Consider the following 13272-nt stretch of genomic DNA (forward strand, 5'->3'; position numbering starts at 1 on the left):
GCGATCCACCCATGTTTGACACGCGCACTCACGCCCCCTACCAAACTCTCAGGACATTTTAGGTTACTGGAAATTAGATATGCGTATTGGGATTGCAGGTGCCGGGATCGGAGGACTTAGTCTGGCGATCTTGCTGCGCGATGCAGGCCTCCACCCCGAGATTTTTGAACGGTTCGACGCACCCAAACCCGTAGGGTCCGGGTTGGTAATCCAGCCCGTTGGACAAGACATCTTGGCGCAGATGGGCTGTCTTGAAAATGTGCTTTCACACGGCAACAAAATCACCCGAATGCTCGGCAAACAGGTGCGAAGCGGCCGCCGCGTTCTGGACGTTTCCTATGATCCGAAGCAAACCGGAGCCAGCTATGGTCTGTCCATCCAACGCGCCAGCATATTTGACGCGCTCTATCGGGGCGCCCGACAGCGGGCCATTCCGATCCATACCTCTCATGCAATTACCGGATATGCCGATAAGCACTTCGTGTTCGAGGACAGAACCCATTCCGACCGGTTCGATCTGTTGGTCGATGCCAGCGGTGCGCGGTCAAAGCTGTCTCCGTTGAACAGCAAACACCTGTCCTATGGCGCACTTTGGGCGAAGCTCGATTGGGATGAGGGGGTGGGTCTCGACAAGACGCAACTCAGCCAACGCTATGACGGTGCACATAAAATGGTTGGCGTCATGCATACCGGCGTCATGCCGAACGAGCACAAAGCCTCGGCCGCATTCTTTTGGTCACTTCCTGCAGACAGCTATGAGACTTGGCGCCAAGAGGGCTTGGTCAAATGGCGGTCCGAGGCGCTGGCTCTTTGGCCCGAGATCGAGCCTTTTGTCGCCCAGATCGGTGACCCAGACCAATTCACCATGGCCCGCTACAGCCACGGCACGCTGCGCCGCCCGTATCGTGAAGGCATCGCCTTCATCGGAGACGCCGCACATCGCGCCAGCCCTCAGCTGGGACAAGGGGCGAATATGGCGCTGCTGGATGCGGCAGCGCTGTCGTGGGCGCTGGTTGAGTTTGGCTCTGACAAGGGGCCGGCTGCCTATGCGAAAGCCCGGCGCCTGCATGTGGCGATCTATCAATTGATGAGCTGGGCATTTACGCCGATGTATCAATCCAACAGCCGTATCCTGCCGTTCCTGCGAGACCGCGCACTATTTCCCCTGTCACAAATCCCGCCGGTGCCGAAACTTCTGACATCACTGGTCTGCGGCAACATGACGGCGCCTATCAGGTCTTTGCCCCAAACAACCCCGTCAACGCGCGCTTTACGATCCCGGTAACGCTTGGGCGTTTGCCCTCGCCAAAGGGAAGCGGGCGGCAAACCTCAAGTGCTGCAACACCAACGCGGGCGGTCAGGGCGCCGTTCACCACGCCCTCGCCAAAGCGGCGCGAGAGTTTGGACAACATCCCGCCACCAGCCAAAGATCCGATCATGTCATCGCCGACCGCAACTGCGCCGGTGGCAACAAGATGCGTCATCACTGCGCGGGTCAAACGCCAACTGCCCAAGGTGCCCGAACGCCCGCCATAGATCTCGGCCACGCGGCGGATCATGCGGATGTTGGCAGTCAGGGCGGTGGCGACGTCGGCCAACGCCAAAGGCACGATTGCGGTGACGGTGGCGACTTGGCGGGCGGCGGCTTCGACCTCTTTCAGGGCGGCTTGGTCCAGAGGAGCCATCAGCTCGACCTCGGCTAGGGTGAACAGGGTGTCGGTGTCAAAGACCTCGCCTTCGCGTTCGCGGAACCGTTCCAGCGCCCAGCGCATGTCATCGCGCCCTTGATAGAGGCGTTTCAGGCGGGTCATCACGTCGCGCGCCTCGTTCAGATCGTCATGGGTGCGGGCCTGCTCGGCCGCATGATGCAGCGCATCCACCCGGCGCATCCGCGCAAAGGCAATCCATTCGCGCAGCGCGATAATAAGAAGCACCAGAAGGAAAGCTCCGGTCAGGCCCAAAGCCGCATAGCCCAGATAGGGATTGCGTGTGATCAGCCCGGTGACGAAATCATAAGCCGCGACTGACAGCACGAAGCCAAGGATCGATAGAAGCAGCGACCAGAACCAGCGCATCAGACGCGACGGCTTGCGAGCGGTGATGGCGATCACGCCTTGCATCGCCGCACCAGACGGATCCGGGCCGGTCACATCAGGCACGGGTGGCGCCTCGGCAGGCGAAGTTGTCGGGCCATCCTCAAGCTCGATCAGCACGGGGCCTTGTTTGCGGTCGCTTGTCACGCGCGCCTCCATTCATAACAGATGTCGGGCAGACCTTCGTCATTGCCTGCGCCATCGGTGCGGAAGATCTCGGAAAACCCTTCGCGCAAGTAAAACCGCTGCGCCCTATCATTGTCTTGAAACGTGTAGAGCGACAGGCTGTCACTGACCTGTTTCGCATGATCCAAAAGAGCCTTGCCGACGCCACGCCCGCGTGCATGGGGCGAGACATAAAGCGCATGGACCTTACGCTTGTCGCGCGACAGAAATCCCAAAAGGCGGGTTTCATCTCGTGCGACCAAGGTCCAGCCATTGCCCACCAGCATCTGCGCGAACTCTCTTTCGCTGGCGCGCGAATGTACACGGGGCATCCATTCGGTCGATGCGTTCCAGCCCGTCAGGATATTGGCCATGGCGGGCACGTCGGATGAGGTGGCCGGGGCAATGATCACAACCGATCCCCCAGCAAGAACTCGGCGGCCTTGTCCAGTCGGATATGCGGCGGGCCTTCACCGGGTTTCAACGAAATCGCCGCCGGGGCGAAGCGCATGATCTGGTAATCGGCGTCGAGCCATTTCGTATCCCCACTACGTGCGGGTTTCAAAAGTTGCGCGGGGTCTTCGGGAAGGTCGCCGGGATAAAACGCCGCCGTCTTGCCGCTGTCCAAAAGCTGCCCGCGCACGCAGTCAAGGCTCTGCCCATCATGATCCAACCGCTCTTCGGTCGTCGTGCGCAACGCTGCCAGAGACATTGCCGCCGTCTTGGCCCCAGCGAAATCTGCACGATCTCGGGCGTCACGCAATAGCGCTTCGGTGATGGCTGTCAGACGTGGGTGCTGCGTATGGTGCAAGTGATCCGCCTTGGTCGCGGCAAACAAGATCCGCTCAATCCGACGACCCAGAAAAATCGAGCTGAGGAACCCGTTCGTGCCGGGGCGAAATGCTGTCAAGATTTCGGCCATCGCGCGGCGCAGATCTTCCAGCGCGGCAGGGCCGGAATGGATCGCGCCCAGCACGTCCACCAGCACCACCTGCCGATCGATGCGCGAGAAGTGATCGCGAAAGAACGGCTTCACCACGCGGGATTTATAAGCCTCGAACCGGCGCTCCATCTCGCGCCACAAGCTGCGGCGGGGCTTGGTGTCGGGTTTTGGCAGGGGGGCGAATGTCAGCGCAGGGCTGCCTTCAAGGTCGCCCGGCAGAAGGAAGCGTCCGGGAGTGCAATCGCTATAGCCATCCTCGCGCGCGGCTTTCAGATAGTCGGCGAAAGAGGCGGCTAGATCCTTGGCCTGCACTTCGTCCAGCTTCTCGGTCGGGTCCGCGGCGCGTGCTTTTGCCAGAAAGTCCTGCGCTTGATCGCGCGCGTCGATACGCTCCAACACCTGCGCGGCCCAGTCGGAATAGCTGAGATCCAGAAGCGCCAGATCCAAAAGCCATTCGCCGGGGTAGTCCACGATATCCAGATGAACCGTTCGTGGCGAGCGAAGCCCACCCAAAAGGCCCGAAGGCTGGACACGAAACGACAGGCGAAGCTCGGATATGGCGCGGGTGCTGTCGGGCCAATGCGGCGCGGGGCCGGTCATGGCAGACAGATGCGTTTCATAGTCAAATCGCGGCACGGTATCATCTGGTTGAGGCTGCAAGAATGCGCTTTGAATGCGCCCTTCCGAGGCAGCAACCAGACCCGGCATCCGTGCGCGGTCCATCAGGTTCGCCACCAGAGAGGTAATAAAGACGGTCTTGCCCGCCCGCGACAAGCCCGTCACGCCCAACCGGATCACCGGCTCGAATAACGCCTCGCTTGTGGCGTCTCCTATCGCCTCGATCTGGCGGGTGACACTGTCTGCAATATCGCCAAGCCCCACGGCTGTCTCCTTCACTGCTCGCCTTAAAGATAGGTTCACAGAACGCGTTTCACCAGAGGGGAGGTTTGGGCAGATTATCCCCGTGGCAAGGGGCGTTGCCCCTCGGCCTGCGGCCTCACCCCAGGATACTTCTGGTAAGAAAATGAGAGCAGCAGCAGCTTGTCTGTACAAGAGCAGCACGCTATGCGGGGGCATGCCTAGATTTGCGTTAAAAGTTGAATACCACGGAGCTGGCTTTGTCGGATGGCAGCGCCAGAAGGAACACCCGTCCATTCAGGGCGCGATTGAGGATGCTTTGGCGAAGCTAGAGCCAGGCGAGCACATGATCATCGCCGCCGGGCGCACCGATGCAGGCGTGCATGGTCTGGCGCAAGTTGCGCATGTCGATCTGACGCAGGACTGGCAACCCTTTCGCCTGTCCGAAGCACTAAATTATCATCTGCGCAATCATCGTATTGCCATCAACCAGTGCGTCAAAGCCGGGGACGATTTCCACGCCCGTTTCTCTGCGCGCGAACGGCGGTATTTGTTTCGGCTGATTTCGCGCCGCGCACCGTTGACCCACGAACGCGGGTTGGCGTGGCATGTGAAGCGCAAGCTGGATGCGGGTGCAATGCAAGCTGGTGCAGACAGGTTGCTCGGTCGGCACGACTTCACCACCTTCCGGTCCACCATATGCCAAGCCGAAAGCCCCGTGAAATCGCTTGATGAGCTGCGTGTGGAAGAGATTGAATTGCCCAATGGAACAGAGTTTCGTTTTCATGTGCGGGCAAGATCGTTTTTGCACAATCAAGTACGCAGTTTTATCGGCACTTTGGAACAGGTCGGAGCTGGGTCGTGGTCACCGGACGATGTGACAAAAGCGTTGGGCGCGCGTGACCGTTCGGCATGCGGTCCGGTCAGCCCGCCCCAAGGGCTTTACTTGGCTGGCGTCGGCTATCCCGACGATCCCTTTAACAACTGAGCCACATTGGCAACGTCCGTGATGGCCTCTGATATATGGTGATCACGGGTGCGATGATTGGTGATGGCGGCACGCAGGCATGTAACGCCGTTCACATCCGTCGTCGAGAACACCGTGGCGTTGTGAAGCTGCAAATGCGTTGCGATCTTTGCGTTAAGGACGGATTGCTGATCAGCGGGCAAGTCCGGTGCAGCAGTAAAGAGGCAGATATTTGACACGACTGGTGCGGCCAGCTTCATGCCGTGGGCCTGCACCTGATCCGCCATGTAACACGCTTGGACACAGTTGCGAGTAATCGCGGCCGAGAACGCCTCTTCCCCGAACATTTCCAACGCACACCAGACCTTCAGCGCGCGGTTGCCGCGCGAAAGATCGATGCCATAGTCGCAGAACCACGGGTCTCCGCCAGCGAGGCCTTCTGCTGCGCCTTGCAGATAGGAGGGGCGCGCTGCAAAGGCGGCGCGGTGGGCGGTTTCGTTCGCGATCAGCGCCAGCCCGCAGTCGTATCCAACATACATCCATTTGTGAAAGTCCAAGGCAATGCTGTCTGCCCGTTCAATCCCGTCAGTCAACGCGCGCCACGGCTCGTCGGCCAACCGGGTCCATGCCCCAAACGCGCCGTCCACATGCAGCCAAATCCCCTCGGATACGGCCAGATCCGCCAGTGCATTTAGATCATCATAGCACCCCAGATCGACTGATCCGGCGGTCCCAACGATGGCCATCGGTGTCAGCCCCTGTGCCCGGTCAGCTGCAATCGCCTGTTGCAGTGCCTTTAGATCCATCGCTCCGCTATCTGCGCGCACCAAACGAAGCTGATCATGCCCTAGCCCAAGCAACTCAACTGCTTTGCGGGTCGCATTGTGGACCCCTTCGGCGGCATAGACAGTCAGCTCCCTATCACCCCCGTCTGCCCGCACATCCGGACAACACCGCACCCGTGCCGCTTGAAGGGCGATCACAGTGGCTTGCGACGTACCCGCCACCAGAACACCGCTCGCGCCTTCACCAAAGCCCATTTTGCGGCGGGTCCAGTCGATGACCGCGCGCTCCATTTCGTTGATGCCGTGATTTCGTCCGCCGCCATTGGTGTTCATCGCAGCCGCCGCAATCCCCGCCACGAAATCCGAGGCCAGCCCACTGCCCTGTACCCAGCCCCAAAACTTGGGATGCGTGTTGCCGCCGTGATAGGGCAATACTTGATCCGCCACACGCGCCACGACATCACCCCCTGCCCCAATGGAATAATGATCAGCCAGATCAGCCGGCGGGGCTTGCCACGGGTGGTCCTCGGCATCGCGCATTTGGTCCACGCAGCGATCCAGCAAACGGTGCAGATCTTGTCTCAACGCCTCCCAATCGGTGGGGTCCAGAGGGGGTGTGGTCATGGCGCGGTCCTTTTCCAAACGCCTTCAGCCTATCCAAATCCATCCGAATGGAAAGCGTGCTCTTCCCCCTTCCGGGCAGCTCTGACATAATGCCCCGACAAAAAGAATTCCGAGCAGCGTTCAAGGCGACCGAATACATGAGCAACGACCTTCTGGCCGGCCAAGGCCCCGACGACTATGACGCCTCCTCGATCGAGGTGCTGGAAGGGCTGGAGCCCGTGCGTCAACGTCCCGGCATGTATATCGGCGGCACCGATGAACGCGCGCTGCACCACATGGTCGCCGAGATCCTGGACAACTCGATGGACGAAGCCGTCGCAGGTTTCGCTAACCGGATTGAGGTCACGCTGAACGCGGATTACTCTGTGTCGGTCACCGATAACGGGCGCGGCATTCCGATTGATCCGCACCCTAAGTTCCCCGACAAATCCGCGCTTGAAGTGATCTTGTGTACGCTTCACGCGGGCGGCAAGTTCTCAGGCAAGGCGTACCAGACCTCGGGCGGTCTGCACGGCGTTGGCTCGTCGGTCGTGAACGCGCTGTCGGATTCGATGGTGGTGAAAGTGGCCAAGAACAAGGAACTGTTCGAACAACGCTTTTCGCGCGGCGTCCCGATGGGCCCGGTCGAAAAGATCGGCGCAGCCCCCAACCGCCGCGGAACCGAAGTCACCTTCCATGCAGACGAACAGATTTTCGGCAAACACCGCTTCAAGCCCAAGCGATTGTTCACGCTGGTGCGCTCGAAAGCCTATCTGTTCTCGGGCGTGGAAATCCGCTGGAAATCCGCCATCGACGACGGCGAAACTCCGACCGAAGCCATCTTCCATTTCCCCGGCGGTCTGTCCGACTACCTAAAGGAAACTCTGGGCAGCGCATCGATCTATGCCGAGCAACCTTTCGCAGGCAAGGTCACTTTCCAAGAGCGCTTTGGCGAACCGGGATACGTTGAATGGGCGATCAACTGGACGCCCTCGCGCGATGGCTACATCCAGTCCTATTGTAACACCGTGCCCACGCCCGAAGGCGGCACGCACGTCACTGGGTTCTGGGCTGCGATCCTTAAGGGTATCAAGGCGCATGGCGAGCTTGTGGGAAACAAGAAGGCCGCCAATATCACCCGCGACGATCTTCTGACCGGTGGCTGTGCGCTGGTGTCTTGCTTCATCTCGGATCCCGCCTTTGTGGGCCAAACCAAGGACCGCCTGTCGACCGAAGCCGCCAATAAGATGGTCGAACAATCCGTGCGCGATCACTTTGACAACTGGCTGGCCGCGGACACGAAATCCGCCGGCGCGATCCTTGATTTCCTTGTGCTGCGGGCCGAGGAACGTCTGCGCCGTCGTCAGGAAAAAGAAACCGCGCGCAAGACCGCCACCAAGAAGCTGCGCTTGCCCGGCAAGCTGACCGACTGCACCTCGAAGGACCGCGCAGGAACTGAACTGTTCATCGTCGAGGGCGACTCGGCGGGTGGCTCGGGCAAGGGCGCGCGCAACCGCAAAAATCAGGCGCTGTTGCCGCTCAAGGGTAAAATTCTGAACGTGCTGGGGGCTGCGTCGAACAAGATCGGCACCAATGCCGAAATCCGCGACCTTTGCGAGGCTCTGGGCGTCGGCACCGGCACCAAGTTCAATCTGGATGACCTGCGCTATGACAAGATCATCATCATGACCGATGCGGATGTCGACGGGGCGCATATCGCCTCGCTTCTGATGACATTCTTCTTCACCCAGATGCGTCCGCTGATCGACGGTGGCCACCTGTATCTGGCCTGCCCGCCCCTGTTTCGCCTGACTCAGGGCGCACGCCGTGTCTATTGTCTGGACGAGGCAGAGCGCGACGAGTGGCTGGAAAAAGGTTTGGGCGGCAAAGGCAAAATCGACGTCAGTCGCTTTAAAGGTCTGGGCGAGATGGACGCAAAAGACCTGAAAGAAACCACCATGGACCCCGCGACCCGCAAGCTGATCCGCGTGACAATTGACGAAGACGAACCCGGCGAAACCGCCGCCTTGGTCGAGCAGCTGATGGGCAAAAAACCCGAACTTCGTTTCCAGTATATTCAGGAGAACGCGAAGTTCGTGGAGGAGTTGGATGTTTAACTTCCAAATCCCTCAAGGGTAGCATATCCATTACTCACGAAAACTTGTGAGACGAATTTCGATATGATTCTAAGACTTACTGCATTGGCAGCGCCGCTCATTGCCCTTGCCTCATGTGTTCCAACAGTTGAAGGCTATCAGCAACTTGTGAACTCGTGGAAAGGTGGAACTGAACAACAGCTTATTACGAAATGGGGTGTGCCCGACAAATCCTTTAGGAGCGGCGGAAATCACTACATCAGCTACGTTCAACGAGGAAATGTGTACGTCCCCGGAACCCAGCCCACGTACACAACCACGGTCTACGGCAATACCGCTTACACCAATTCTTATGGCGGCACACCCGGTCGCAACATCGCAACCTATTGCGAAACTACATTCGTTTTGGCAAATGGCCTTATCAAAGATGTTACGTTTAAGGGGAACAATTGCACCGCAGTTCCCAAAAGCGAGCAGTAGTATCTAAGGTCACTTCGAAGCAGAGAAATGGGCAGCGCCTGAACTTAAGTCGTCGTTCAAACTGCCCTCTTTAGACGGCCCGTGCACCGCACGGGCCACGCCCGACCCTCCCCCCGGGAGGGCGTATTGCGACGGATCGCCGAACGAAATGCTGCGGATGTGGTGAAGGCATAAGAAACTGAGATGCCTACGACGCCCACCCAGGGTCGGGCGTGGCCCTCTGTTTCACATTTCCTGCGGACGGGCGCTGCCCGGTCTATCGACCGGGCGGAAGATCAGTCCTGCACAGACTCCAAATACTCCGCCAGCCTTACCAGCGCAGCGGGTGTCGGGGTCATCACGCCTTTTTCGTCCACCCAGACCTCCATCTCGCTTTCCAGCAGCGCGCCGAATTCCGGCATGGGGGCGCGTTGGGTGCCTTTGGCGTATCCGTCGATGGTCGACATGACGTGGCGGGTCGGGAAACTGCCGCCGTGTTTGGCGGTCAGTTTGGTCAAGTCCGGCGCGCTGGGATAGATGCCGCCCTTGGCGTCATCACCATGGCAGGACGCGCAGTTTTCGGCATAGATCTCGGCCCCGGTCAGTTCGGACAGGTCCTGAACCTCGGGTTTGGCCTGAGTCTGGAAGATGTCTTCCGGCTGACAAGCAGCGAGAAGGATCAGAAGAAGAGGTGCTGCGCGGCGCATTGGGGAACCTGTTTGCCTTTCTAAGGGCTTGCTTTGGCGTGATTCTATCACGCCTGCGCACATGTGCAACCCTAGGTCACTTTAAGCTGAAATTGCTGACTTTCCCCTGCATGACCACATCCGTGTCGTCGCTGTCTGCTGATAAGGCCAATGCGACCAATGCATCAGGCTCTGACCCGAACGCGCGACGGTAATCTGCTGCCAGATCGACGCTCTCGGAATGCGACCCAGTGCCTGACGGGCGCAGCACGATGGTCTTGCCCCGCGAGCCCAGATAGGGCGAGCCCAGAACGGCCCCTCGGTTATGGTTGCCACCCCAGACATAGACCAGCACGCGGCCCTCAGGGTGGTTCAGAAGCTTGCGAAGGTTGCGGGTGCCTTGCAGCCCTTCCGCCTCTGCCTTCGGCAGGAACGCGAAATAGAGCGCAAGATTGCGGTCATCCCCGCCCTTCTGGCGCAGATCCGTAGCAGGGACCGAGCTGTCCACAGCCCAGCGCCAACTGGCTTTGCGCGCGCTCCAATCCTTGGGCGCAAGCCGGTCATAGGTGATCGACACCGCGCCATCTGCTGTCACCCCCATCGACCCGCCAGCGGCCGCGAACGTAACTTTCGAGAAGATGGCAAACCAATGCGTGCGCCACGAATTGAAGTTCACGGGACCCGCGGTGGCCATGCTGGCCGTCAATGTTAGGGCAAGGATCGAGGTCAGGATACGCATCGGAGGCTCCGGCAGGAAAACACTGTGCCTGACAGATTGCCGATCCCGCGCAGACGCGCAATCGGGCCTCACGCGATTGTCAGGGGTTGCGAGCGGTTACAGGATTTCACCGCCCTCAAGACGCAAGGTGCGATCCATGCGGGCGGCCAGTTCCAGATTGTGCGTGGCAATCAGCGCAGACAGGCCGGTTTCGCGCACCAGCTCCATCAAGGCAGCAAACACCGTGTCCGCGGTGTCGGGATCAAGGTTCCCCGTCGGCTCATCCGCCAAAAGCAGCGCAGGACGGTTGGCCAGTGCCCGGCAAAACGCCACGCGCTGTTGCTCGCCACCTGACAGCTCGGCTGGACGATGGCTGGCACGGGTATCGACACCTACGCGGGCCATCAACTCCATCGCGTGATCACGTGCGGCCCGTTCGCCTACACCATTGGCCAGCTGCGGCAGCACGATATTTTCCAGCGCGGTGAATTCCGGCAACAGGTGGTGGAACTGATAGACAAAGCCCACTTCGTTGCGGCGGGTAGCGGTGCGGCGGCGGTCGGACTGGGCGTCCATCTTCTGGCCGTTGATCGAGACCTCGCCCGCATCAGCCGCATCCAACAGCCCCGCAATATGCAGAAGCGTCGACTTGCCCGAGCCCGAAGGCGCGACCAGTGCCACCACCTCGCCCTTGGCAATCGACAGATCCGCACCGCGCAGCACGCGGATTTCTCCGGGGGTGTCTTCGTTATAGGTCTTGGTGATACCCGAGAGGCTAAGAACCGTGTCACTCATAGCGCAGTGCCTCCACCGGGTTCATCCGCGCAGCTTTGCGCGCCGGGAACAATGTCACGACAAAAGATAGTGTGAGTGACAGACCGACAGCAGACGCCACATCCCAGAATTCAAGCTTGGCTGGCAGGTGATAGATACCCCGGATCGAAGGATCCCAGACCCCCCCGCCCGAGATGAAATTCACCAGCGCGAACACGCTGTCGATGTTCAAAGCAAACAGGCATCCAAGGATCACACCGGCGATAGTGCCAACGATCCCGGTCAGAGACCCACACAGGAAGAAGACCCGCAAGATTGACCCTTCGGTCAGACCCATGGTGCGCAGGATGCCAATGTCGCGCCCTTTGTTCTTCACCAGCATGATCAGACCGGATGTAATGTTCATCGAGGCGATCAGCACCAGCACCGACAAGATGATGAACATCACGTTGTCCTCCATATCCAATGCGCGCAGGAACGCGCCAGATCGGTCGCGCCATGTCCAAACGCCACTAGGGTCTTCGACGGCTTCCATGATGGGCATCAGCAGTTTGTCGATGCCTTCCGGGTCGTCCACCATCACTTCGATCTCATCCGCCAGCCCTTCGCGGTTAAAGAAGCTCTGCGCCTCGGCGATGGGTAGATAGACACGGGTGCGGTCAATGTCCCAACGGCCGGCTGTGAAGATATATGTCACGTCATAGGCATTCACGCGCGGGCTGGTGCCGAACGCGGTCTTCACCCCATTGGGCGAGATGATCTTGATCTTGTCCCCAATCCCGACATTCAGCTCGGCCGCGACGCCAGACCCGATGGCGGCCCCGCGCTCGAAATCAGACAGATCCCCAGCCGAGCTTTCGGGCTTGGCAATGCGCGGAATGGTCAGGATGTCTTCATAGGCAATTCCGAAGACCTCTACCCCAGCATTGTACTGGCCCCGGTTCGCCATGACCTGGCCTTTGACCAAAGGGGCCGCGCGAACAACTCCCGGAACCGTCATGATCCGGTCCGCCCAGTCTTCGTAGTTCGAGATGGTGCGATCAAGCCCACCATTCGCGGTGATCCGACTTTGGGCATAGACCTCGACATGGGCGTTTGCGCCCAAAATCGTGTCGACAAATTCGTCCCTGAACCCGGTACGTACCGCCAGCGTGATGATCAGAGCGGCAACCGCCAGCGTGATCCCGATCAGGCTAATCCATGTCATGGTACTGACGCCACCTTCGGCACGGCGCGCGCGCAGATACCGCCACGCGATCTGCCATTCAAAACGGGAAAACGGGGCTGTTCGCTTGGGCAACTGTGGCTCCTGACGGGGTAAGATTTGCGCCAAACTGGGGGTTCTGGGCGGCAAGGTCAAGCACCTGCCCCTGATGCGGCCTGAAACCGCCACTCCGCCCGCAATCCGTTAACCTGTGGAGAAACAAAAGTTTTCTGTGGACAACTCGTTTAACAGGCAAAGTTTCACTTTACAGAGAGAAATCGGGGTGACACCATATCTAGTAAGGCAAGGCGCAAAGAACGCCGAACCTTGTACAGGCATCAAGCATTTGTGGCCATTAACGGTCGCTGCCACGAACCCGCCGCGAATGCTGAAACCAATGGGGGGCATATCATGGCCGCAACCGAGCAGTACATCGAAAGCGAAGATCTTCACCCGATCGACATCGTCGAAACCATCGCGGAACACCACGCTTGGGAATTTGACCGCGTCGCTGAAGACCAGATTGCCATGGCGGTTGAAGGCCAGTGGCGTACTTACTCGATCACGTTGGCTTGGTCGCCATACGATGAAACACTGCGCCTGATCTGCACCTTTGAAATGGAGCCCCCAGAAGACAGCCTGCCGCGCGTCTATGATGCCCTGAACCGCATCAACGACCAATGCTGGACCGGCGCCTTCACCTATTGGGAAGAGCAACGTCTGATGGTCTGGCGCTACGGTCTGGCCCTAACGGGCGGCCTGTTTGCTGGCCCTGAACAAATCGACCGGCTGATCGCCTCGGCCGTGTCGGCATCGGAGCGTTTCTACCCCGCGTTCCAGCTGGTCGCATGGACCGACCGCAGTGTCGAAGACTCCCTTCAGGTTGCCATCGCCGAGGCCTATGGCCGCGCCTGACGCCGC

12 protein-coding genes are annotated in these 13272 nt (G+C 59.6%); 4 read left to right on the top strand and 8 right to left on the bottom strand.

Annotated elements, in window-relative coordinates; all coding sequences use genetic code 11:
* Positions 1–79 precede the first annotated feature (79 nt).
* Positions 80–1285: an FAD-dependent oxidoreductase gene (locus ACP15F_RS11060; RefSeq protein WP_424940844.1), complete on the top strand. Its 1206-nt coding sequence runs from the start codon at positions 80–82 to the stop codon at positions 1283–1285.
* Here ACP15F_RS11060 and ACP15F_RS11065 read toward each other — a convergent pair.
* The 3 genes from ACP15F_RS11065 to ACP15F_RS11075 are packed head-to-tail and all read right to left on the bottom strand — an operon-like array spanning position 1233 to position 4083.
* A complete protein-coding gene (locus tag ACP15F_RS11065) occupies positions 1233–2252 on the bottom strand; it encodes a YcjF family protein (protein WP_424940845.1) in 1020 nt (339 codons plus the stop codon). The genes ACP15F_RS11060 and ACP15F_RS11065 overlap by 53 nt on opposite strands.
* A complete protein-coding gene (locus ACP15F_RS11070) occupies positions 2237–2671 on the bottom strand; it encodes an N-acetyltransferase family protein (protein ID WP_424940846.1) in 435 nt (144 codons plus the stop codon). Before ACP15F_RS11070 ends, ACP15F_RS11065 begins: the two co-directional genes overlap by 16 nt.
* A complete protein-coding gene (locus tag ACP15F_RS11075; protein WP_424940847.1) occupies positions 2668–4083 on the bottom strand; it encodes a YcjX family protein in 1416 nt (471 codons plus the stop codon). The genes ACP15F_RS11070 and ACP15F_RS11075 overlap by 4 nt, the downstream gene beginning before the upstream one ends.
* A 193-nt stretch (positions 4084–4276) precedes the next feature.
* On the opposite strand from ACP15F_RS11075, the gene truA reads away from it, so the two are divergent.
* The gene (gene truA, locus ACP15F_RS11080) at positions 4277–5047 is read left to right on the top strand and encodes a tRNA pseudouridine(38-40) synthase TruA (RefSeq protein WP_424940848.1); all 771 of its coding nucleotides are present in this window, start codon (positions 4277–4279) and stop codon (positions 5045–5047) included.
* On the opposite strand, the gene ACP15F_RS11085 is transcribed toward truA, so the two are convergent.
* Positions 5020–6435 (bottom strand): pyridoxal phosphate-dependent decarboxylase family protein, encoded by a 1416-nt coding sequence (locus ACP15F_RS11085; RefSeq protein ID WP_424940849.1) that lies wholly within the window; start codon positions 6433–6435, stop codon positions 5020–5022. The genes truA and ACP15F_RS11085 overlap by 28 nt on opposite strands.
* Positions 6436–6572: 137 nt before the next feature.
* Between ACP15F_RS11085 and parE the strand changes: the two genes are divergently transcribed.
* Positions 6573–8531 carry a DNA topoisomerase IV subunit B gene (gene parE / locus ACP15F_RS11090; RefSeq protein WP_424940850.1) on the top strand — a complete coding sequence of 653 codons (1959 nt, stop codon included), beginning with the start codon at positions 6573–6575 and terminating at the stop codon, positions 8529–8531.
* Positions 8532–9265: 734 nt separating this feature from the next.
* On the opposite strand, the gene ACP15F_RS11095 is transcribed toward parE, so the two are convergent.
* From ACP15F_RS11095 to ACP15F_RS11110, 4 genes are all read right to left on the bottom strand, one after another.
* Complete coding sequence (locus tag ACP15F_RS11095) at positions 9266–9676, bottom strand: c-type cytochrome (RefSeq protein WP_424940851.1); 411 nt, start codon at positions 9674–9676, stop codon at positions 9266–9268.
* Positions 9677–9752: 76 nt separating this feature from the next.
* Positions 9753–10394 carry a DUF3047 domain-containing protein gene (locus tag ACP15F_RS11100; RefSeq protein ID WP_424940852.1) on the bottom strand — a complete coding sequence of 214 codons (642 nt, stop codon included), beginning with the start codon at positions 10392–10394 and terminating at the stop codon, positions 9753–9755.
* 96 nt (positions 10395–10490) lie between these two features.
* Positions 10491–11168, bottom strand: a complete 678-nt coding sequence (locus ACP15F_RS11105; RefSeq protein ID WP_424940853.1) for an ABC transporter ATP-binding protein — start codon at positions 11166–11168, stop codon at positions 10491–10493.
* Positions 11161–12447: a lipoprotein-releasing ABC transporter permease subunit gene (locus ACP15F_RS11110; RefSeq protein ID WP_424940854.1), complete on the bottom strand. Its 1287-nt coding sequence runs from the start codon at positions 12445–12447 to the stop codon at positions 11161–11163. Before ACP15F_RS11110 ends, ACP15F_RS11105 begins: the two co-directional genes overlap by 8 nt.
* A 315-nt stretch (positions 12448–12762) precedes the next feature.
* Between ACP15F_RS11110 and ACP15F_RS11115 the strand changes: the two genes are divergently transcribed.
* Positions 12763–13266: a YbjN domain-containing protein gene (locus ACP15F_RS11115; RefSeq protein WP_424940855.1), complete on the top strand. Its 504-nt coding sequence runs from the start codon at positions 12763–12765 to the stop codon at positions 13264–13266.
* The last annotated feature ends 6 nt before the right edge of the window (positions 13267–13272 follow it).

This window comes from Aliiroseovarius sp. S253 (genome assembly GCF_049800855.1).
Classification (GTDB): Bacteria; Pseudomonadota; Alphaproteobacteria; order Rhodobacterales; family Rhodobacteraceae; genus Aliiroseovarius.

Bases quoted from the DNA above. Each gene is read 5' to 3' on its own strand.
- ACP15F_RS11095 (WP_424940851.1), bottom strand. From the start codon at position 9,676: ATGCGCCGCGCAGCACCTCTTCTTCTGATCCTTCTCGCTGCTTGTCAG.
- ACP15F_RS11105 (WP_424940853.1), bottom strand. From the start codon at position 11,168: ATGAGTGACACGGTTCTTAGCCTCTCGGGTATCACCAAGACCTATAAC.
- ACP15F_RS11065 (WP_424940845.1), bottom strand. From the start codon at position 2,252: ATGGAGGCGCGCGTGACAAGCGACCGCAAACAAGGCCCCGTGCTGATC.
- ACP15F_RS11060 (WP_424940844.1), top strand. From the start codon at position 80: ATGCGTATTGGGATTGCAGGTGCCGGGATCGGAGGACTTAGTCTGGCG.
- parE (WP_424940850.1), top strand. From the start codon at position 6,573: ATGAGCAACGACCTTCTGGCCGGCCAAGGCCCCGACGACTATGACGCC.
- ACP15F_RS11085 (WP_424940849.1), bottom strand. From the start codon at position 6,435: ATGACCACACCCCCTCTGGACCCCACCGATTGGGAGGCGTTGAGACAA.
- truA (WP_424940848.1), top strand. From the start codon at position 4,277: ATGCCTAGATTTGCGTTAAAAGTTGAATACCACGGAGCTGGCTTTGTC.
- ACP15F_RS11115 (WP_424940855.1), top strand. From the start codon at position 12,763: ATGGCCGCAACCGAGCAGTACATCGAAAGCGAAGATCTTCACCCGATC.
- ACP15F_RS11100 (WP_424940852.1), bottom strand. From the start codon at position 10,394: ATGCGTATCCTGACCTCGATCCTTGCCCTAACATTGACGGCCAGCATG.